The following is a 21,003-nucleotide window of genomic DNA, read 5'->3' as shown; positions in this document are numbered from 1 at the left end:
GAAGACTTAAATGAAACATCGTTGGATTCAAATGGATATCGCCAAAGGCATCGGTATCCTGATTATCGTGTTTGGCCATAGTTGGTTTGTCGCCAACTCGCTGGACTTGATGTACCCGATCCTGGCGTCGTTCGTGCTGCCGTTGTTTTTCTTTTTATCCGGGGTGTTCTTCAAGCCCGAGCAGCCCTTCGTGGAAATGGCTGTGCGCAAGGCCGATGGCCTGCTCAAGCCGTTCTTTTTCACCATGCTGGTGTACGTGATCGTGCGCGATGTTCTGCGCGGGCAACCGTTGCTGCCGGACATCGGCGGCGTGCTGTACGCCTCCGTGGACACCATCCCTTGGCAGGCATTGTGGTTTTTGCCGCACTTCTGGGTAGCCATCCTGTTCAGCTGGTTGATGCTGCGACTGATCCAGCGCCTGAAGCTGCCGTTGCTGGCCGCTTGCCTGCTGATCGGCGCGCAATTGCTGCTCGGCATCTGGATGCTGCGTTGGTTCTGGCAAGTGCCGGTCACCGTCGGCGAACAGACCTGGACCCTGCCCGGTCTGCCCTTCAGCCTCGACGTGACCCTGATCAGCAGCACCTACTTCATCTACGGCTACCTGCTGCGCGACTGGCTGCGCCGGCACGAAGGCTCGCTGCTGACCCTGCTGATCTCGCTGGTGCTGTTCGCTGCGGTATTTATCTACAGCCACGACACCATGGACCTGGCCCAACGCCGCTACGACCACTGGTTGTGGACCAGCCTGCTGGCGGTGATCGGCGTGTACGCGTGCTGGGCGCTGGCACGGCTGTTGATGGTGTCGACCTTGCTGACCCGAGCGATGACCTACATTGGCCAGTCGACGTTGATCGTGTTGATCTTCCACGGCGAGATCCAGCACAAGACCTTCGACCTGATGGAACGTCTGGGCTTGCATCCTTTCATGGCGGCCTGCGTGGGTTTTGTGGTGGCGGTGGTGGTGCCGTTGCTGATCGGGGAAGTGATCAAGCGGGTGGCATTCCTGCGGTTTTTCTACTTTCCGTTTCCGGTGCGCAAGACGCCAAAGCCTGAAGTGCGCGGCTGACTAACGTGGAGTGGCCTGCCCTAATCCCTTGTAGGAGCGAGCTTGCTCGCGAAGAACTCAGGGGCTCTCACGTTTATCCAGAATGAACGCGGGGCCTGAACGTTTTTCGCGAGCAAGCTCGCTCCTACAGGGTTATGGATTTCAATCGTCGAGTGGTTGCGGTGCGGACTTGTTGCCAGGCTTGGCGGGTTTGACACCCTTGGCCGGCGCAGGCGCGGCGGGCTCGGGTTCTGACGCGGCAGCGGCTTCTTTCTCGGCCATCGGCATCTGGTCGATGGCACTGAAGAACTCTTTGAGGTCAAGGCTATCGGGCGGCACGGTCTTCTCGAGTTTCTTCTCACCGTCCTTGCCGACCAAAATCACCTTGGTGCCGCTGCCGACACCGAGCTTGAGGGCGCGGATCAGGGCATTGGTTTCAGGCGGAGTGAGCTTTTTGCTGTCCTTGGGGTCCTTGGCGAACTTCTCGCCTTCGGCGCCGATGCTGCCGAACTTCACGGTGTAGAACACCATGCTGCGCTCTTCGAAGGACTGCTTGTTGGCAGGCTCCTCCAGTTGTTTCCTGAGCGTGGCCAACGTCGGGTTACCCGCATCGAGTTCCACCACCACCAGAGGGCGGGTTTTGCCCAACTCCAGCTTGAGCGGATTATCATCAGCAGCCAACAACGGCCCCGTAAAAGCCATCAAGGTAGCCAGGGTCAGCGACCGGATGAGCATGCGCACCTCCTTTGAATTCCATGCAGGGTTCTTGAGTTTCATGTCTGCGACAGTCAAATTCAAGGATGATTCCTACGCCGCATTGAGAAGCGTAGGTCAGGATGCCCGCGGCGCAAGGGATTGGCGGGTGGCGTGGGTCATTGTTTCTTCTGATTACGGGACCTGCCATTGCGGCCAGTGACGGGCGAACACAGGCGCCACGACCGGATCGGCATCCACCCGCTCCAGGGTTTGGGCAAAGCCCGGCGCCAGGTTGCGGAGCACCCCGCGGGCGTCATCCCAACGCGATACCGCCGCGGCCATGATGCCCAGTGCATTGGGTCCGTTGTCGGGCGCGAACAGTTGGTCGGCAAACTGATCGGCGAACACGACCCAGGCCTGATGCAGATAGCGCCGCGTGCCGGTCGCCAGTTGCGCTTGCAGGGTTTGATCGGCATCACCCAGCCAGCGTTGCGGGTAGTCGATGATGCCGATGGCGCTGTAGCAATTGGCTGCGATGTACAGCAGGCCACGCAGGATCTGCGCGCGGTTGCCAGCCAATAGGTCGGCAGCGGGAAACTCGAGGCCCAGGTGGATCAGAATGGCGGCACTCTCGGTCAGCACCTGACCATCGGGGGTGACCAGGGTGGGGATCTGTTTGAGCGGGTTGATGCGCGCCAGGGCTTCGCTACCCTCGCCGTCGTGCCAGGAGCTGGCGTCCACGCGATGCCACGGCACAGCGCAACGCTGCAACGCGATTTCGATCATGCACGAGCCGGATTCGTCAGTGCCATAAAGCGTATACATCGGCGTTTCCTCCAAAGCTGCGGGGTTTACAGGCAGTGTGGCCGATGGCTTAGAACAGGCCCATCTGCCCGCCCACCAGGGTGCCAAAATCGTCGTTCACGAACGGCAGGATGGCGTCAGCCACAGGCTGTAATTGGCGGGTCACATAGTGATCGTAGTCGATAGGCGCTTGCCGCACTTCCAGCGGCTGCGGGCCGTTGACGCTGATCACGTAGCTGATCCAGCCGCCACGCTGGTACTGGCGCGGGCGCCCGAGGCGGTCGTTGTACTCATCGGCCAGGCGCGCGGCGCGCACATGGGGTGGGACGTTGCGTTCATAGTCATGCAACGGTCGGCGCAGGCGCTTGCGGTAGATCAGCAGCTCATCAAGTTCGCCGCTCAAGGTACGGCGCACATAATCGCGCACATAATCCTGATACGGCTGGCGATGAAAGATGCGCTGGTAGAGTTCCTGCTGGAATTGCCGCGCCAAGGGCGACCAGTCACTGCGCACGGTCTCCAGCCCCTTGTAGACCATCTCTTCGCTGCCATCGTCGCGCACCACCAGGCCGGCGTAGCGCTTCTTGCTGCCCTCCTCCGCGCCGCGAATGGTCGGCATCAGGAAGCGGCTGAAATGGGTTTCGTATTGCAGTTCAAGGGCGCTGTGCAGGCCGTACTCTTTGAGCAGATGGCTGCGCCACCAATCGTTGACGTGTTGCACCAGCGCCTTGCCGATGCGGCTGGCGTCCTCCAGCGAATGGGCGCTGCCGAGCCAGACGAAGGTGGAGTCGGTGTCGCCGTAAATCACTTCATAGCCCTGGGCCTCTACCAGCTCCCGGGTCTGACGCATGATCTGGTGCCCGCGCATCGTGATGGAGGACGCGAGCCGGGTGTCGAAGAACCGGCAGCCGCTGGAACCAAGCACGCCGTAGAAGGCGTTCATGATGATCTTCAGGGCTTGGGACAGCGGTGCATTGTGTTCGCGCTTGGCCACTTCGCGGCCTTCGGAAACCCGCGTGACGATAGACGGCAGGCAATGCCGGGTGCGGGAGAAACGCGCACCGCGAAAGCCTTGCACCGAGTCGCTGTCGTCGGGATGTTTGAGGCCTTCGATCAAGCCCACCGGATCGATCAGAAAACTGCGGATGATCGACGGGTACAGGCTTTTGTAGTCCAGTACCAGCACCGACTCATAGAGACCTGGCCGCGAGTCCATGACAAACCCACCGGGGCTGGCCTGGGGCGGCTTGTCGCCGAGGTTGGGGGCGACGAAGCCCTGGCGGTGCATCAGTGGCATGTAGAGGTGGGTGAACGCGGCAACCGAGCCGCCATTGCGGTCGGCCGGCAACCCGGTGACGCTGGCGCGCTCCAGCAGGAACTTGAGCAGTTCGGTCTTCTCGAAAATCCGCGTGACCAACTCGCAGTCCTTGAGGTTGTAGCGCGCCAGTGCGGGCTTGTCCTCGGCGAACATGCGGTTGATTTCATCCATTCGCTGGTACGGCGTGGAGATGTCCTTGCCTTCACCGAGCAGGGTCTGCGCGACGTTCTCCAGGCTGAACGACTCGAAACTCCACGTGGCCGAGCGCAGGGCCTCGATGCCGTCGATGATCAGCCGGCCAGCTGCCGCAGCAAAGTAATGGTTGCGGCTGCCGTGCTCGCGCCAGGTCATGGCTTCACCGCCACGCCCCAGCAGAAGTGGCACGTTCAGACGCTGAGCGTGTTCATGCAGTACACGCAGGTCGAACTGCACCACGTTCCAACCGATGATCGCATCCGGATCATGGGTGGCCAACCATTGGTTGAGGCGTTCGAGCAGTTGGGCGCGGGTGTCGCAGTAGTCGAGTTTGAAATCCACCGCGCAGGTCTTGTTGGGCGGACCGAGCATGTACACCTGGCGCTCGCCGCACCCTTCGAGGGCGATGGAATAGAGATCGCCCTGGGCGGTGGTTTCGATATCCAGGGAGACCAGTTTCAAGGCCGGGCGGTAGTCAGGCGCGGGCTTCATCTGCGCCTCGAGCAGCGTACCGCTGGCATCCGGCGTACCGCCGAACCAGACAGGGGCGGTGATGAAACGCTCCATCATGTAGCGCTCAGGCGGGCGCACATCGCCTTCGTAGACATCCACTCCGGCGGCGCGCAGGCGCTTCTCGATATCCATCAACTGGCGATGCTGGCGGGCGTAGAGGCCCAGGACCGGTCGGTGATGGAAATCGCACAGCTGCAACGCACGCAATTCAATGTCGCGCTCGCCCTTGAGCAACCAATCCAGCGGCTTGCAATGGACCTCGGGAATAAACACCACCGAGGTTTGCACGGGTAGACGAATACACCGAGGCCCTTGGTCGGTCGCCAGCCAGAAACTGACCTCCGTACCCGCCGGGGTGTCGCGCCAATGCCGGGTCAGGACAAACCCCTGCTGTAAATCCACCGTACCGCACCTCAAGATTCGCGTTCAGGGCGTGATTCTACTCGGCATCCGGATAAAGGCGGCACGTTAACTGCGATCTCACAAACTTGTTGCAAGACATTAATAACAATTACTATCATTTGCACCGGAGTCGTATCCGCGCAGTGAGGAAGCGCATCGATTGTTGCCCCTTCCTCATAGTTGACGGTTCGCCGTCAGGACCGATCATGCCCTTCTGTGCCCGACTCGCTGTGCCCTTTCGCCCTACTCTGCTGGCCCTTTGCTGCTCCCTGAGCGTTACCGCGCATGCCGACACGGGCAACACGCTGGAGCTGGATGCAACGCGCATCGATGCCCAGGCCCCCGCGCCCGATGCGCTGCCTGCGGTGTATGCCGGCGGGCAGGTTGCCCGCGGTGGCCAACTGGGCGTACTGGGCAACCAGGACATCATGGACGTACCGTTCAGCATGTCCTCCTACACCGAGCAATTGATTCGCGACCAGCAAGCCGAAACCATCGGCGACGTGTTGCTTAACGACTCATCCGTGCGCCAGGCATCGGGGTTTGCGAACCAGGCCCAGACGTTCATGATCCGTGGCTTACCCTTGAACGGCGACGATATTTCCTACAATGGTTTGTACGGCATCCTTCCACGCCAGATCATGTCCACAGACGCGCTGGAGCGTGTGGAAGTGTTCAAGGGGCCCAACGCATTCATTAACGGCGTAACGCCGACCGGCTCTGGAATCGGCGGCGGTGTGAACCTGCAACCCAAGCGCGCCGGTGACATGCCGCTGCGTCGGTTCAGCACGGACATCAGCAACGATGGCCGGGTGGGCGAGCACTTGGATATCGGGCAACGGTTCGGTGAAGACAATCGGTTTGGCGCTCGGGTCAACCTGTCCCAGCGCGAAGGCGATACCGGCATTGACGATGAAAACCAGCGTTCGAAACTGTTTGCGGTCGGCCTGGATTACCGTGGCGATGCGTTGCGTTTGTCGGGCGATTTTGTGTACCAGAAGCAGCGCATCAATGGCGGGCGAAACTCGGTGTTCCTGGGTACCGCGACCCACGTCCCGGACGCGCCTTCAGCGGATACCAACTATGCGCCCAGTTGGAGCAGCACCAACCTTGAGGACACCTTCGGCATGCTGCGCGCCGAGTACGACCTGAATGAAAACTGGACGGCTTACGCAGCAGGCGGTGTCAAACACAGCCGAGAAATGGGTCGATACTCTTCGATTACCCTGACCGATAACCTGGGCAATGCCACCTCCAGCCGCTCGACCATCGCGCACGAAGAAGACAACTCCAGTTTGATGACCGGCCTGAACGGCAAATTCCAGACCGGCCCCGTCAGCCATCGACTCAACCTTGGCCTCGCCGGCATCTGGACCCAGGCGCGCAACGCCTATGTGTTCAACGGCTCGCCCAGCGCGACCAACATCTACAATCCGGTGACCGGCGCAGCACCTACGCTCAATACGCCGCGCAACACCCCTGGCACCGACTTCAGCGACCCGACCATTACCGGCAAGACATTCGTGCGCAGCGCTGCAGTTTCCGACACGTTCGGCTTCTTCGATGACCGTCTGCTGGTCACGGTGGGCGCACGTCGCCAGCAAATGGTGGTGCAGGCTTACAACTACATGAGCGGTACGCGCACGGCCAACTACGACGAGTCGATTACTACGCCGGTCTACGGCATTGTGTTCAAGCCGTGGGAGCACGTGTCTCTGTACGCCAACCGCATCGAAGGCCTGGCCCAGGGCCCGACCTCGCCACTCAAATCCGGCGACCGTACGGTCATCGGTGGCGGGCAAGCCTATGCCCCCGCTCGCTCCAAGCAGATCGAAGCGGGCGTCAAGGTCGACATGGGTACCTACGGCGCAACCCTTGGTGTGTACCGTATCGAGCAGCCTGGCGCGGGCTATGCCGAAGTGATCGACGCCACCACGGCGCGCTATGTGCGTGAAGGTCAGCAGATCAATAAAGGCGTCGAACTGAACGTGTTCGGCGAACCGGTAAATGGCCTGCGTCTGTTGGGTGGGGTGACGCTGATGAAGACTGAACTCAAGGGTACCCTCAACGGCGCCAACGACGGCAACCGCGCCATCGGGGTTCCTTCATTCCAGCTCAACGCCGGCGTGGATTGGGACGTGCCCGGCCTGCAAGGCGTGACCCTCAATGGTCGCATGCTACGCACCGGCGGCCAGTATGCCGACGCGGCGAACAACCTGAGCCTGCCGGCGTGGAACCGCTTTGACGTGGGCGCGCGCTACACCTTCGCGCTGGACCAGCGCGAGGTGACACTCGGCGCGACGGTGGAAAACGTTGCCAACGAAAAGTATTGGGAATCGGCTCAGGGTGGCTTCCTGAGCCAGGGTGATCCGCGTGTGGCGAAGCTGTCGGCGACGATTGATTTCTAAATCACGCCGGTTGAGTACGGGCATCCGCCGTGATGCCCGTTCGGGTCAGGCCCGCCGGGGCTTGTTCAGGTAGTTTTCGATATTGCCCATTTGCTCATCCCAGCCGCGGGAGTTCATTTTGAAGGCTTTCTGGCGCCGCGCCTGGGGCACTTTGTCGAAACCGGACTCGACCACCCGCAGCAGGATCCCCGGCGCGCGATCCTCGATGGTGAACTCCACCAGCGTCGGGGTTTCCTTGTCGTAGTCGATGCTGTCGTCTACCGCAAAGGGATGCCACCAGAAAGAAAACAGGGTCTGCGGCAGAATCCCTTCGACCTTGGCCTTCCACACGACATGTTCGTAGCCTGGGTAAGTGATCGGCGCTTCGATGGTTTCTCCGACAGCAAAGGTTTTTCCCTTGAGGGCGATACCGAACCAGTCGCCAAATTGCTCAGCATTCGTGAGCGCTTCCCAGACCTGTTTACGTGATGCGTTGAGCAGGACTTTTCGTTCGATGCGATCTAATACGTGCATAAGTCACCTCCTCCATTGAACACTAGGCGACATCGACCAATGCGCAACCTTGGGTTATGCGCGATGATGATGACCCCATCCTTGACCTGGCCATAGGTTATGACTGAACCGTTGAATGGAAGTTGCCTGTGCAAAGGTGTGCGCTACCAAGTGGACCGCCTGGACATGCCCATCAGTCACTGCCATTGCGACAGCTGCCGCAAGGCGCATGCGGCAGCCTTTGTCGCTACGGCTGGGGTGATGCGTAAGCACTTTCGCTGGACGCACGGTGAGGAATTGCTGTCCTCGTTTGAGTCATCGCCGGGCAAACAGCGCCACTTCTGTTCGCGCTGCGGCTCGCATCTGATCGCCGAACGCGCGCACCAGCCCCACGTCATCGTGCGGGTGGCGACGCTGGACGATGATCCGGGCGCCAGGCCCACCGCGCATATCTGGACGGCCCGTGATGTGCCCTGGTTGGCCTATGACGGCGTGGAGCGCTGGGACGAGTGGGAAGTGACTTAAACGTGTGGATCGCCAGGGGCTTTGGCTGGCGTCGCATATTGCGGCTTCAGGTGACCTTCCTGGTCAAGCAGCCAGGCATCCATGATCTGACGCACCACCGGACCTGCCACACGGCCACCGGCTTCACCGTTTTCAATCATCACTGAGATCACGATCTTCGGATGTTCGGCTGGCGCAAAGCCGACAAACAAGGCGTTATCGCGATGACGCTCAAGGGTCTTATTGCGGTTGTAGCGCTCACCCTGCTTGATCGCCACCACCTGCGCGGTACCGCTCTTACCGGCAATGCGATATTGGGCACCCTGAGCGGCAGCACGGGCGATACCGCGCGGGTCGTGCATCACCAGTTGCATGCCGTGGTTGACCTGCTCCCAGTCACGCGGGTCTTTAAGGACTACGTTGGGCATCGGATTCTCGTCTACCGGTGGCGCGCCGTCGATGGTCTTGGCCAGGTGCGGCCGGTTCCATACACCCTTGTTGGCGATCAGCGCAGTGGCTTGGGCCAGTTGCAGCGGCGTGACCTGCATATAGCCCTGGCCGATGCCCAGGATCACGGTTTCGCCCGGGAACCAGGGCTGGCGGCGTGTCGCGCGCTTCCAGGCTTGGGAAGGCATCAGGCCGGCGGATTCTTCGAACATGTCCAGGGACACCTTCTGCCCCAGGCCGAATTCGGCCAGGTAATCATGCAAACGATCAATGCCAAGCTTGTGGGCCAGGTCATAGAAGTAGGTGTCGTTGGAGCGCATGATGGCGGCGTCCATATCTACCCAACCGTCGCCGCTGTGGTTCCAGTTGCGGTATTTGTGATCAAAATCTGGCAACTGGTAGTAACCCGGATCGAATACACGGGTTTGTGGGGTGACGACGCCGCTGTCGAGCCCTGCGATGGCCACCTCTGGCTTGATGGTCGAGCCTGGCGCATACAGCCCGCGCAGCACGCGGTTGAATAGCGGTCGATCGATGGAATCATGCAGCGCGGCATATTCCTTGAAGCTGATACCGGTGACGAACAGGTTCGGATCGAAACTTGGCTTGCTGACCATCGCCAGCACTTCACCGGTTTGCGGGTCCAGGGCAACCACCGAGCCACGACGATCACCCAAGGCTTCTTCGGCGGCTTCCTGAAGCTTCACGTCCAGGCTCAGGACGATGTTTTTGCCGGGGATCGGATCCGTGTGCTTGAGCACGCGCAATACTCGGCCCTGTGCGTTGGTTTCGACTTCCTCATAACCCACGTGACCGTGCAGCTCAGACTCGTAGAAGCGTTCGATGCCGGTTTTGCCGATGGACTGGGTACCGCGGTACTCCACTGAGTCGAGGGCTTTGGACTCTTTCTCGTTGATACGCCCGACATAGCCGATGGAGTGAGCGAAGTGCGCCCCTAGCGGGTAATGGCGGACGAACTGAGGCTCAACGTCCACACCCGGCAGACGGAACTCGTTGACGGCCAAAACGGCGATTTGCTCTTCGTTCAGCTCGTAGAACAGCGTGACGGGAACGAACGGATGGCGAGCCTGCTTGAGCGCTTTGTCGAACACGGCACGATCTTCGGCGGGCAGGTGCAGCAGACTGACGATGGCGTCCAATTCACCCTTGAGGTCGGTGGTGCGCTCGCGGGTAATGGTCAGGTTGTAGCTGGGTCGGTTGTCTGCCAAAACCACGCCGTTGCGGTCATAGATCAAGCCCCGGGTTGGGGTGATGGGCAGTACGTGGACGCGATTGTTTTCCGAAATCGTGGAGTGATAGTCGTATTGCACCACCTGCAGAAAGTACATCCGCCCCACCAGAGCGCAGGTGATGCCAATCACCAAGAGTGCGCACGCGAGCAAACGCTTGTTGACCAGACGGTTTTCTTTTTCGTGGTCCTTGATCGGTATCGGTTCAGGCATTTCTACAGCATCTCGTTGAAGAAGGTCGACGTCGCGTCCTGCGGATACAGATCAATCCTTGTGAAAATGTGCTGCACCATACCAAAAATGCAGAAACACTTTGCATCGATTTCCCTCAACGGCGGGTTATTTCATCATCCAGAAAACGAGGTCTGGGTGCCGAGCGCACGTGATAGCGCGCATTGGGAGAGGCGCCGTATTTTCGACCGTCCAAAACAAAACCCCTGTCTGCGTTAGCAAACAGGGGTTCTGGAATTTAATCTTGACGATGACCTACTCTCACATGGGGAAACCCCACACTACCATCGGCGATGCATCGTTTCACTGCTGAGTTCGGGATGGGATCAGGTGGTTCCAATGCTCTATGGTCGTCAAGAAATTCGGGTACTGAGTCGTGGCCAGTTGGCCTCGCTTCAGCAAATTGGGTATGTAATAGAATCTGGTGTTTTGCAAGCGTCGAACTTTCGGTTCATCTCGTCTTCACACACCGCAATCTGGTCTCTCTCGAGTCGCAAATTGCTTGGGTGTTATATGGTCAAGCCTCACGGGCAATTAGTATTGGTTAGCTCAACGCCTCACAGCGCTTACACACCCAACCTATCAACGTCGTAGTCTTCGACGGCCCTTCAGGGAACTCAAGGTTCCAGTGAGATCTCATCTTGAGGCTAGTTTCCCGCTTAGATGCTTTCAGCGGTTATCTATTCCGAACATAGCTACCCGGCAATGCCACTGGCGTGACAACCGGAACACCAGAGGTTCGTCCACTCCGGTCCTCTCGTACTAGGAGCAGCCCCTCTCAAATCTCAAACGTCCACGGCAGATAGGGACCGAACTGTCTCACGACGTTCTAAACCCAGCTCGCGTACCACTTTAAATGGCGAACAGCCATACCCTTGGGACCGGCTTCAGCCCCAGGATGTGATGAGCCGACATCGAGGTGCCAAACACCGCCGTCGATATGAACTCTTGGGCGGTATCAGCCTGTTATCCCCGGAGTACCTTTTATCCGTTGAGCGATGGCCCTTCCATACAGAACCACCGGATCACTAAGACCTACTTTCGTACCTGCTCGACGTGTCTGTCTCGCAGTCAAGCGCGCTTTTGCCTTTATACTCTACGACCGATTTCCGACCGGTCTGAGCGCACCTTCGTACTCCTCCGTTACTCTTTAGGAGGAGACCGCCCCAGTCAAACTACCCACCATACACTGTCCTCGATCCGGATAACGGACCTGAGTTAGAACCTCAAAGTTGCCAGGGTGGTATTTCAAGGTTGGCTCCACGCAGACTGGCGTCCACGCTTCAAAGCCTCCCACCTATCCTACACAAGCAAATTCAAAGTCCAGTGCAAAGCTATAGTAAAGGTTCACGGGGTCTTTCCGTCTAGCCGCGGATACACTGCATCTTCACAGCGATTTCAATTTCACTGAGTCTCGGGTGGAGACAGCGCCGCCATCGTTACGCCATTCGTGCAGGTCGGAACTTACCCGACAAGGAATTTCGCTACCTTAGGACCGTTATAGTTACGGCCGCCGTTTACCGGGGCTTCGATCAAGAGCTTCGCGTTAGCTAACCCCATCAATTAACCTTCCGGCACCGGGCAGGCGTCACACCCTATACGTCCACTTTCGTGTTTGCAGAGTGCTGTGTTTTTAATAAACAGTCGCAGCGGCCTGGTATCTTCGACCGGCATGAGCTTACGGAGCAAGTCCTTCACCCTCACCGGCGCACCTTCTCCCGAAGTTACGGTGCCATTTTGCCTAGTTCCTTCACCCGAGTTCTCTCAAGCGCCTTGGTATTCTCTACCCAACCACCTGTGTCGGTTTGGGGTACGGTTCCTGGTTACCTGAAGCTTAGAAGCTTTTCTTGGAAGCATGGCATCAACCACTTCGTCATCTAAAAGATGACTCGTCATCAGCTCTCGGCCTTAGAATCCCGGATTTACCTAAGATTCCAGCCTACCACCTTAAACTTGGACAACCAACGCCAAGCTGGCCTAGCCTTCTCCGTCCCTCCATCGCAATAACCAGAAGTACAGGAATATTAACCTGTTTTCCATCGACTACGCTTTTCAGCCTCGCCTTAGGGACCGACTAACCCTGCGTCGATTAACGTTGCGCAGGAAACCTTGGTCTTTCGGCGTGGGTGTTTTTCACACCCATTGTCGTTACTCATGTCAGCATTCGCACTTCTGATACCTCCAGCAAGCTTCTCAACTCACCTTCACAGGCTTACAGAACGCTCCTCTACCGCATCACTTACGTGATACCCGTAGCTTCGGTGTATGGTTTGAGCCCCGTTACATCTTCCGCGCAGGCCGACTCGACTAGTGAGCTATTACGCTTTCTTTAAAGGGTGGCTGCTTCTAAGCCAACCTCCTAGCTGTCTAAGCCTTCCCACATCGTTTCCCACTTAACCATAACTTTGGGACCTTAGCTGACGGTCTGGGTTGTTTCCCTTTTCACGACGGACGTTAGCACCCGCCGTGTGTCTCCCATGCTCGGCACTTGTAGGTATTCGGAGTTTGCATCGGTTTGGTAAGTCGGGATGACCCCCTAGCCGAAACAGTGCTCTACCCCCTACAGTGATACATGAGGCGCTACCTAAATAGCTTTCGAGGAGAACCAGCTATCTCCGAGCTTGATTAGCCTTTCACTCCGATCCACAGGTCATCCGCTAACTTTTCAACGGTAGTCGGTTCGGTCCTCCAGTTAGTGTTACCCAACCTTCAACCTGCCCATGGATAGATCGCCCGGTTTCGGGTCTATTCCCAGCGACTAGACGCCCTATTAAGACTCGCTTTCGCTACGCCTCCCCTATTCGGTTAAGCTCGCCACTGAAAATAAGTCGCTGACCCATTATACAAAAGGTACGCAGTCACCCAACAAAGTGGGCTCCCACTGCTTGTACGCATACGGTTTCAGGATCTATTTCACTCCCCTCTCCGGGGTTCTTTTCGCCTTTCCCTCACGGTACTAGTTCACTATCGGTCAGTCAGTAGTATTTAGCCTTGGAGGATGGTCCCCCCATATTCAGACAAAGTTTCTCGTGCTCCGTCCTACTCGATTTCATGACTAAGAGATTTTCGCGTACAGGGCTATCACCCACTATGGCCGCACTTTCCAGAGCGTTCCGCTAATCTCAAAGCCACTTAAGGGCTAGTCCCCGTTCGCTCGCCACTACTAAGGGAATCTCGGTTGATTTCTTTTCCTCAGGGTACTTAGATGTTTCAGTTCCCCTGGTTCGCTCCATACACCTATGTATTCAGTGTAAGGTAACCATCTTATGATGGCTGGGTTCCCCCATTCAGACATCTCCGGATCAAAGTCTGTTTGCCGACTCCCCGAAGCTTTTCGCAGGCTACCACGTCTTTCATCGCCTCTGACTGCCAAGGCATCCACCGTATGCGCTTCTTCACTTGACCATATAACCCCAAGCAATCTGGTTATACTGTGAAGACAACATTCGCCGAAAATTCGAATTTCTCAGTTAAGAGAACTCACAAATTTTACCTTAGCCTGATCCGTTACCAGTGAAAGTAACGTTCAGTCTATCTTTCTATCACATACCCAAATTTTTAAAGAACGAACTAGTCAAAGACTAGAAATCAACATTCACCATCACAACGATGGAATGCTCATTTCTAAGCTTTATACCGACAGAAGCAGTAGTGGTGGAGCCAAACGGGATCGAACCGTTGACCTCCTGCGTGCAAGGCAGGCGCTCTCCCAGCTGAGCTATGGCCCCGTATCTCTACAGGCGTTTCCCACACAAAATTGGTGGGTCTGGGCAGATTCGAACTGCCGACCTCACCCTTATCAGGGGTGCGCTCTAACCAACTGAGCTACAGACCCAATTTCGGGCTGCTTCTTTCGTCTTCTTCAATGAATCAAGCAATTCGTGTGGGAACTTATGGAGCAGCTGATGTCGTCGATTAAGGAGGTGATCCAGCCGCAGGTTCCCCTACGGCTACCTTGTTACGACTTCACCCCAGTCATGAATCACACCGTGGTAACCGTCCTCCCGAAGGTTAGACTAGCTACTTCTGGTGCAACCCACTCCCATGGTGTGACGGGCGGTGTGTACAAGGCCCGGGAACGTATTCACCGCGACATTCTGATTCGCGATTACTAGCGATTCCGACTTCACGCAGTCGAGTTGCAGACTGCGATCCGGACTACGATCGGTTTTGTGGGATTAGCTCCACCTCGCGGCTTGGCAACCCTCTGTACCGACCATTGTAGCACGTGTGTAGCCCAGGCCGTAAGGGCCATGATGACTTGACGTCATCCCCACCTTCCTCCGGTTTGTCACCGGCAGTCTCCTTAGAGTGCCCACCATTACGTGCTGGTAACTAAGGACAAGGGTTGCGCTCGTTACGGGACTTAACCCAACATCTCACGACACGAGCTGACGACAGCCATGCAGCACCTGTCTCAATGTTCCCGAAGGCACCAATCTATCTCTAGAAAGTTCATTGGATGTCAAGGCCTGGTAAGGTTCTTCGCGTTGCTTCGAATTAAACCACATGCTCCACCGCTTGTGCGGGCCCCCGTCAATTCATTTGAGTTTTAACCTTGCGGCCGTACTCCCCAGGCGGTCAACTTAATGCGTTAGCTGCGCCACTAAGAGCTCAAGGCTCCCAACGGCTAGTTGACATCGTTTACGGCGTGGACTACCAGGGTATCTAATCCTGTTTGCTCCCCACGCTTTCGCACCTCAGTGTCAGTGTTGGTCCAGGTGGTCGCCTTCGCCACTGGTGTTCCTTCCTATATCTACGCATTTCACCGCTACACAGGAAATTCCACCACCCTCTACCACACTCTAGTCAGTCAGTTTTGAATGCAGTTCCCAGGTTGAGCCCGGGGATTTCACATCCAACTTAACAAACCACCTACGCGCGCTTTACGCCCAGTAATTCCGATTAACGCTTGCACCCTCTGTATTACCGCGGCTGCTGGCACAGAGTTAGCCGGTGCTTATTCTGTCGGTAACGTCAAAACAATCACGTATTAGGTAACTGCCCTTCCTCCCAACTTAAAGTGCTTTACAATCCGAAGACCTTCTTCACACACGCGGCATGGCTGGATCAGGCTTTCGCCCATTGTCCAATATTCCCCACTGCTGCCTCCCGTAGGAGTCTGGACCGTGTCTCAGTTCCAGTGTGACTGATCATCCTCTCAGACCAGTTACGGATCGTCGCCTTGGTGAGCCATTACCTCACCAACTAGCTAATCCGACCTAGGCTCATCTGATAGCGCAAGGCCCGAAGGTCCCCTGCTTTCTCCCGTAGGACGTATGCGGTATTAGCGTCCGTTTCCGAACGTTATCCCCCACTACCAGGCAGATTCCTAGGCATTACTCACCCGTCCGCCGCTCTCAAGAGAAGCAAGCTTCTCTCTACCGCTCGACTTGCATGTGTTAGGCCTGCCGCCAGCGTTCAATCTGAGCCATGATCAAACTCTTCAGTTCAAACATCTTTGGGTTTTTAAGAAACCCTAAACTTGGCTCAGCAATCGTTGGTTACATCTTTGATTTCTCGCGGAGTAACTTGTGATGCTGATAATCTTGTTGACTATCAGTCTGACTCCACAAGCACCCACACGAATTGCTTGATTCAGTTGTTAAAGAGCGGTTGGTTAAGATCTTTCGTCTCAACCGAGGCGCGCATTCTACAGCAGCCTCATTTGCTGTCAAGTGGTTATTTTCAGAAGCTTTCGAAGATTTCTTCAACAACTTCAACCACTTGCGCTTGCGATCTCTCGTAAGCGGGAGGCGAATTCTACAGCGTTACACGCTGCTGTCAACACCTCTTTTTCAACTTCCTTTTGGCTTCGATGAACTGAAGCAACCTGCTGCCGAAACTTACTTAACTCATTGTTTACCAAGGAGTTTTCCGTTTCGACTGCGCCGGAAGTGGGGCGAATTATAGACAGATAAAATTCGCCGTCAATGTTTAATGTGATTTTTCTATCAAAAACCCACAACCCCCTTAAACCCTCTCCAATTGAGCAATATATTGCTCATCACATAACACTTAAGCATCATAGCCCCACTTCCCTTCTACTATGACTTCGGACGAACACCTTCAATGACCACTCCACCCCGCGGCCTGGCCTCCATATTGTTCCCCGTTGGCCTGCTGTTGATCGCGATGGCCTCCATTCAGTCCGGCGCGTCGCTGGCCAAAAGCATGTTTCCGATCATCGGCGCGCAAGGCACCACAACCCTGCGCCTGATTTTCGCCAGCGTGATCATGCTGCTTCTATTACGCCCGTGGCGCGCGAAACTGACGGCCAGGTCCCTGCGCACAGTGATCGTCTACGGCATGGCCCTGGGCGGCATGAACTTTCTCTTCTATATGTCGTTGCGTACCGTTCCCCTGGGTATTGCGGTAGCCCTGGAGTTCACCGGCCCGCTCGCCGTCGCCCTCTATGCCTCGCGTCGAGCAGTGGACTTTTTGTGGATCGCACTCGCGGTCATCGGTTTGCTCCTGCTGATACCAACGGGCGAAGCCAGCAGCAGCATCGACTTGGTCGGCGCCGCCTACGCACTCGGCGCCGGTGTCTGCTGGGCGCTTTATATTCTGTTCGGCCAGAAGGCAGGCAACGATAACGGTGTGCAGACCGCCGCGCTCGGCGTAATGATTGCCGCTCTGTTCGTCGCGCCAATCGGCATCGTACACGCCGGTACCGCGTTGCTGACCCCTGCCCTGATTCCCGTCGCCATCGGTGTCGCCATTTTGTCCACGGCCCTGCCGTACACACTGGAAATGGTTGCCCTCACCCGCTTGCCAGCTCGCACCTTCGGCACCTTGATGAGTATCGAGCCAGCGTTCGGCGCCCTCTCCGGCTTGTTCTTCCTGAATGAACACCTGACGCTCGCGCAATGGCTCGCCATCATCTGCATCATTTTGGCCTCCGTCGGCGCCACACTGACCATGCGCAACGAATCGAAGCCGCTGGTGCCTGCCGACTGACACTCTTTAAAGGCAGCTCTGGTATTTACCGCTCATTTAGGCCATGTTTAGCCTGTAAATGAACGTCTTTCATGGAGAATTTCGACACGGACCGCATGAACGCTACGCTCGATAGCGAGTAAAGGCCGGCTTCGATCCTTTTGCGAAGCGGCTATTTAAGGACTGGAATGAAACGAATTTTTATACTGTTGCTGGTCATAGGCATTGCTGGCTGTGCTGCGACCACGAAGACAGAAGTGAAACGGGGCAAGAAAGGGCTGCATATCAACTGTTCGGGCCTGTCCTCCTCCTGGGACCAGTGCTACACCAGCGCGGCCAACTCATGTGGCGCCAAGGGTTATCGGGTGATCGCCAAATCCGGCGACAACTCCGAAGAGCCAGGGGATTACCCCTTCGGCCTCAACCCTGCCGGCTACACCAGTCGCAGCATGATCGTCATTTGCAAATAGACACCTGGGCAATGCTGTCCTGATTGCCCACGATCAATCTCGCTGATAGAACCAGCCATGTGCGGCGTTGCGGCTAAACTCCTGCTCGACCATCGAGCCAACGGAGTCCCCATGACGCACAACAAGAAAGTCGTATTGGTAGTGGGCGCCGGCGACGCGACTGGCGGCGCCATTGCCAAGCGCTTCGCCCGCGAAGGTTACATCGCCTGTGTCACGCGTCGCAGCGCGGACAAACTGCAGCCCTTGGTAGACAGCATCCAATTGGCCGGCGGTGAAGCCCATGGCTTTGCCTGCGATGCGCGCAAAGAAGATGACGTGATCGCGCTGATCGAGCAGATTGAAACCACGCTCGGGCCCATTGAAGCCTTCGTCTTCAACATCGGCGCCAACGTCCCCTGCAGCATCCTGGAAGAGACCGCGCGCAAGTACTTCAAGATCTGGGAAATGGCCTGCTTCTCAGGTTTTCTAAATGCCCGTGAAGTTGCCAAGCGTATGGTCACGCGAAAGCGCGGCACCATCCTGTTCACCGGCGCTACCGCTGGTTTGCGCGGAAGCGCGGGGTTTGCCGCCTTCGCCGGCGCCAAGCATGGGATACGCGCTTTGGCGCAAAGCATGGCGCGGGAGTTGGGGCCGATGAACATCCATGTCGCCCACGTAGTGGTGGACGGCGCCATCGATACCGACTTCATTCGCGACAATTTCCCGCAGAAATACGCCCTCAAAGATCAAGACGGCATTCTTAACCCCGACCACATCGCCGATAACTACTGGTATTTGCACAGCCAGCCACGGGACGCCTGGACATTCGAACTGGACCTGCGTCCCTGGAATGAAACCTGGTAAGCACGCCCGATAACAACCAAGCAGCGAGTACCGGCCATGACCAAAACCCTGGAGTTCTTCTTTGATTTCGGTAGCCCCGCTACGTACCTGGCGCACACCCAGTTACCGAAGCTGTGCTCTGATACTGGCACCGCGTTGGTGTATCAACCTATGTTGCTGGGTGGCGTATTCAAGGCTACCGGCAATGCCTCACCGATCACTGTCCCCGCCAAAGGGCGTTACATGTTTGCTGACCTCGCACGCTACGCCCAGCGTTATGACGTGCCGCTGCGATTCAATCCGAACTTCCCCATCAATACCCTGACGCTGATGCGCGCAGCCACCGGCATCCAGATGCATCAACCTGAGCGTTTCCAGGCGTTCGTAGATTGCCTGTTCGTTGCGCTCTGGGTCGACGGGCGCAATCTGGGAGACGCTGCCGTCGTGGCTACTGTACTGGCGGAGCAGGGCTTCGACCCAGAGCAAGTTCTGGCTTTGTCCAACGAGGAGGCCGTAAAAGCCGCTCTCAAGGACAAAACCGAACAAGCCATTAAACGCGGCGTATTCGGCGCGCCCAGCATGTTTGTAGGCAACACGCTGTTTTTTGGTCAGGACCGTCTGGATTTCGTGCGTGAAGCCCTCAGTCAACCCGCAGTCAAATAGCCGCTGTGCGCACCTGCAACCACGTGAGCGCATCGCCACTGAGCAACGGGCTCAAGCGTTCACGTACCTGGGCGTGATAAGCGTTGAACCATTCGCGCTCATCCGCGGTGAGCAAGGAAGGCTCCAGGCAACGCGTGTCGATCGGGCACAAGGTCAGGGTTTCGAATTTGAGGAACTCACCAAATTCGGTTTTCCCCGCTTCACGGTTCAGCACCAGGTTTTCGATGCGCACGCCCCAGCGCCCAGGGCGGTAGGTGCCCGGCTCGATCGAAGTGATCATGCCCGGTTGCATCGCCGTTTGCGGTGCGGCCAGCGCCTGGTAGGCGATCACTTGGGGGCCCTCGTGCACGTTGAGGAAATACCCGACACCGTGTCCCGTGCCATGGCCGTAATCCACACCCTCGGCCCAGATCGGCGCGCGTGCGATGGCGTCAAGCAACGGCGACAAGATGCCTTTGGGGAAATGAGCGCGGGATAAGGCAATTACCCCCTTGAGCACCCGCGTGCAGTCGCGTTTCTGCTCCTCGCTCGGTGTACCGATGGGCACCATCCGCGTGATATCGGTCGTACCGCCCAGGTACTGGCCACCGGAGTCGATCAGCAATAGGCCATCACCTTCAATCACGGCATGTTCTTCTGGCGTGGCGTGGTAATGCGGCATCGCGCCGTTGGCGTTGAAGGCAGCAATGGTGTTGAAACTCAGCGATACATAACCCGGACGGCGGGTACGCGCTGCCGTGAGGTGCTCATCGATTGTCAGCTCAGTAATGCGTTCACGCCCCAAGGCCGTCTCCAGCCAGGCGAAAAATTCGCACAAGGCGGCGCCATCCTGCTCCATGGCCTGACGGATATGCTCGGCGTCAGCCAGGCTTTTGCGGGACTTGGCCAGCGTGGTCGGGTTCAAGCCTTCCACCAGCTTCACACCGGCATCAAGGTGCTCCAGCAAACCCGCCGTCACGCGTGCCGGATCAACGTGCAGACTGGCCCCTGGCGGTACGGCTCGCAGCGCATCAGCCACGTCGCTGTAGTCGCGCACGGTCACACCATCGCGCTCAAGCGCAGCCCGCAGCTCGGCATCGACTTTGCTCAGCGCCACGAACAAAGTGGCCTGTTGCTGATTGATCAAGGCAAACGACACGAACACCGGGTTGAACGACACATCGCCACCGCGAAGGTTGAACAACCAGGCGATATCATCCAGGGTGGCGATAAGATGCCAGTCAGCGCCTTTTTCGCTCAGGCTGGCACGCAGGGCCGCGAGCTTTTCGCCACGGCTGACGGTAGCCTGCGGCGGCAAGTGCTGATAGATCGGCTGGTTCGGCAGCGCCGGGCGGTCGTGCCAGACGGCGTTGAGCAAATCGATGTCCGTGCGCAAGCGCGCGCCGCGCTCCGCCAGCTTGCCACCCAGCGTACGTGCCGATGCCACGGCCATGACCGCGCCATCCACGGCCACTACACCGCCTTCCGGTGTTTGTTCAGCCAGCCATTCCAGCGGGCCGGGTTGGCCCGGTTGCAGTTTCACCAGTTCGATACCGCTGCCCTTGAGCTCCTTGGTCGCCTGTTCCCAATAGCGGCTGTCGGCCCACACACCGGCAAAATCCGCCGTGACGATCAGCGTCCCCACCGAACCATGGAACCCCGACAACCATTGGCGCCCCTGCCAGTATCCCGGCAAGTACTCGGACAAATGCGGATCCGCAGACGGCACCAACAGGGCGTGGATCCCCTCTCGGCTCATCAGCTCACGGGTATGCGCCAGGCGCTGGGGAACCGTTCCATGGGTCAAAGGCTGCGTACTCATTGT

The 21,003-nt window shown here is 57.6% G+C and carries 13 protein-coding genes, 2 tRNA genes and 3 rRNA genes; 7 read left to right on the top strand and 11 right to left on the bottom strand.

Annotation, left to right across the window (positions count from 1 at the left end; genetic code table 11):
- Nucleotides 1-10 precede the first annotated feature (10 nt).
- Nucleotides 11-1,066, top strand: coding sequence for an acyltransferase family protein (locus tag QF045_RS12185; protein WP_306492393.1), 1,056 nt, complete (start codon nucleotides 11-13; stop codon nucleotides 1,064-1,066).
- 141 nt (nucleotides 1,067-1,207) lie between these two features.
- Here the strand turns inward: QF045_RS12185 and QF045_RS12180 are convergent, their stop codons facing one another.
- The 3 genes from QF045_RS12180 to QF045_RS12170 form a co-directional block, all read right to left on the bottom strand.
- The gene (locus QF045_RS12180) at nucleotides 1,208-1,780 is read right to left on the bottom strand and encodes a DUF4174 domain-containing protein (RefSeq protein ID WP_306492392.1); all 573 of its coding nucleotides are present in this window, start codon (nucleotides 1,778-1,780) and stop codon (nucleotides 1,208-1,210) included.
- 153 nt (nucleotides 1,781-1,933) lie between these two features.
- Nucleotides 1,934-2,566 (bottom strand): glutathione S-transferase family protein, encoded by a 633-nt coding sequence (locus QF045_RS12175; RefSeq protein ID WP_306492391.1) that lies wholly within the window; start codon nucleotides 2,564-2,566, stop codon nucleotides 1,934-1,936.
- Between the two features lie 49 nt (nucleotides 2,567-2,615).
- Nucleotides 2,616-4,973, bottom strand: a complete 2,358-nt coding sequence (locus QF045_RS12170; RefSeq protein WP_306492390.1) for a DNA polymerase II — start codon at nucleotides 4,971-4,973, stop codon at nucleotides 2,616-2,618.
- A gap of 206 nt (nucleotides 4,974-5,179) precedes the next feature.
- Between QF045_RS12170 and QF045_RS12165 the strand changes: the two genes are divergently transcribed.
- Entirely contained in the window at nucleotides 5,180-7,381 is a 2,202-nt protein-coding gene (locus tag QF045_RS12165; protein WP_306492389.1) for a TonB-dependent siderophore receptor, read from the top strand.
- A gap of 45 nt (nucleotides 7,382-7,426) precedes the next feature.
- Here QF045_RS12165 and QF045_RS12160 read toward each other — a convergent pair whose 3' ends face one another.
- Nucleotides 7,427-7,894 carry an SRPBCC family protein gene (locus QF045_RS12160; RefSeq protein WP_306492388.1) on the bottom strand — a complete coding sequence of 156 codons (468 nt, stop codon included), beginning with the start codon at nucleotides 7,892-7,894 and terminating at the stop codon, nucleotides 7,427-7,429.
- Between the two features lie 99 nt (nucleotides 7,895-7,993).
- Between QF045_RS12160 and QF045_RS12155 the strand changes: the two genes are divergently transcribed.
- Complete coding sequence (locus QF045_RS12155; protein ID WP_306492387.1) at nucleotides 7,994-8,398, top strand: GFA family protein; 405 nt, start codon at nucleotides 7,994-7,996, stop codon at nucleotides 8,396-8,398.
- On the opposite strand, the gene mrdA is transcribed toward QF045_RS12155, so the two are convergent.
- The 6 genes from mrdA to QF045_RS12125 all read right to left on the bottom strand — a co-directional run bounded on the left by mrdA (nucleotide 8,395) and on the right by QF045_RS12125 (nucleotide 15,758).
- A complete protein-coding gene (mrdA, locus tag QF045_RS12150; protein WP_306492386.1) occupies nucleotides 8,395-10,287 on the bottom strand; it encodes a penicillin-binding protein 2 in 1,893 nt (630 codons plus the stop codon). The genes QF045_RS12155 and mrdA overlap by 4 nt on opposite strands.
- A 260-nt stretch (nucleotides 10,288-10,547) precedes the next feature.
- A 5S ribosomal RNA gene (gene rrf / locus QF045_RS12145) occupies nucleotides 10,548-10,663 on the bottom strand.
- Between the two features lie 155 nt (nucleotides 10,664-10,818).
- A 23S ribosomal RNA gene (locus QF045_RS12140) occupies nucleotides 10,819-13,710 on the bottom strand.
- A 247-nt stretch (nucleotides 13,711-13,957) separates the two neighbouring features.
- Nucleotides 13,958-14,033: transfer RNA gene (locus QF045_RS12135), tRNA-Ala, on the bottom strand.
- Between the two features lie 30 nt (nucleotides 14,034-14,063).
- Nucleotides 14,064-14,140 (bottom strand) — tRNA-Ile (locus tag QF045_RS12130).
- Between the two features lie 81 nt (nucleotides 14,141-14,221).
- Nucleotides 14,222-15,758, bottom strand: a 16S ribosomal RNA gene (locus QF045_RS12125).
- The 16S, 23S and 5S rRNA genes sit together here with 2 tRNA genes alongside, the layout of an rRNA operon.
- Before the next feature lie 619 nt (nucleotides 15,759-16,377).
- Between QF045_RS12125 and rhtA the strand changes: the two genes are divergently transcribed.
- The 4 genes from rhtA to QF045_RS12105 all read left to right on the top strand — a co-directional run bounded on the left by rhtA (nucleotide 16,378) and on the right by QF045_RS12105 (nucleotide 19,199).
- Nucleotides 16,378-17,265, top strand: coding sequence for a threonine/homoserine exporter RhtA (gene rhtA, locus QF045_RS12120; RefSeq protein ID WP_306492385.1), 888 nt, complete (start codon nucleotides 16,378-16,380; stop codon nucleotides 17,263-17,265).
- A 167-nt stretch (nucleotides 17,266-17,432) separates the two neighbouring features.
- On the top strand, nucleotides 17,433-17,714 hold the full coding sequence (locus QF045_RS12115; protein ID WP_306492384.1) for a hypothetical protein: 282 nt from the start codon (nucleotides 17,433-17,435) through the stop codon (nucleotides 17,712-17,714).
- Nucleotides 17,715-17,825: 111 nt separating this feature from the next.
- Nucleotides 17,826-18,557 carry an SDR family oxidoreductase gene (locus tag QF045_RS12110; RefSeq protein ID WP_306492383.1) on the top strand — a complete coding sequence of 244 codons (732 nt, stop codon included), beginning with the start codon at nucleotides 17,826-17,828 and terminating at the stop codon, nucleotides 18,555-18,557.
- A gap of 36 nt (nucleotides 18,558-18,593) precedes the next feature.
- Nucleotides 18,594-19,199: a 2-hydroxychromene-2-carboxylate isomerase gene (locus QF045_RS12105; RefSeq protein ID WP_306492382.1), complete on the top strand. Its 606-nt coding sequence runs from the start codon at nucleotides 18,594-18,596 to the stop codon at nucleotides 19,197-19,199.
- Here the strand turns inward: QF045_RS12105 and QF045_RS12100 are convergent.
- Entirely contained in the window at nucleotides 19,192-21,000 is a 1,809-nt protein-coding gene (locus tag QF045_RS12100) for an aminopeptidase P family protein (protein WP_306492381.1), read from the bottom strand. The two genes, QF045_RS12105 and QF045_RS12100, sit on opposite strands and share 8 nt — an antisense overlap.
- Nucleotides 21,001-21,003: the final 3 nt, after the last annotated feature.

The organism is Pseudomonas sp. W4I3, from assembly GCF_030816195.1.
Lineage (GTDB): Bacteria > Pseudomonadota > Gammaproteobacteria > Pseudomonadales > Pseudomonadaceae > Aquipseudomonas.
Note: the sequence above shows the minus strand (reverse complement) of the source record. Positions and strands in the feature narration are given on the sequence as shown.

Coding starts and splice junctions, on each gene's coding strand:
- QF045_RS12115 (WP_306492384.1), top strand. CDS start 17,433: ATGAAACGAATTTTTATACTGTTGCTGGTCATAGGCATTGCTGGCTGT.
- QF045_RS12180 (WP_306492392.1), bottom strand. CDS start 1,780: ATGCTCATCCGGTCGCTGACCCTGGCTACCTTGATGGCTTTTACGGGG.
- QF045_RS12105 (WP_306492382.1), top strand. CDS start 18,594: ATGACCAAAACCCTGGAGTTCTTCTTTGATTTCGGTAGCCCCGCTACG.
- QF045_RS12160 (WP_306492388.1), bottom strand. CDS start 7,894: ATGCACGTATTAGATCGCATCGAACGAAAAGTCCTGCTCAACGCATCA.
- rhtA (WP_306492385.1), top strand. CDS start 16,378: ATGACCACTCCACCCCGCGGCCTGGCCTCCATATTGTTCCCCGTTGGC.
- QF045_RS12155 (WP_306492387.1), top strand. CDS start 7,994: ATGACTGAACCGTTGAATGGAAGTTGCCTGTGCAAAGGTGTGCGCTAC.
- QF045_RS12175 (WP_306492391.1), bottom strand. CDS start 2,566: ATGTATACGCTTTATGGCACTGACGAATCCGGCTCGTGCATGATCGAA.
- QF045_RS12100 (WP_306492381.1), bottom strand. CDS start 21,000: ATGAGTACGCAGCCTTTGACCCATGGAACGGTTCCCCAGCGCCTGGCG.
- QF045_RS12110 (WP_306492383.1), top strand. CDS start 17,826: ATGACGCACAACAAGAAAGTCGTATTGGTAGTGGGCGCCGGCGACGCG.
- QF045_RS12165 (WP_306492389.1), top strand. CDS start 5,180: ATGCCCTTCTGTGCCCGACTCGCTGTGCCCTTTCGCCCTACTCTGCTG.
- mrdA (WP_306492386.1), bottom strand. CDS start 10,287: ATGCCTGAACCGATACCGATCAAGGACCACGAAAAAGAAAACCGTCTG.
- QF045_RS12185 (WP_306492393.1), top strand. CDS start 11: ATGAAACATCGTTGGATTCAAATGGATATCGCCAAAGGCATCGGTATC.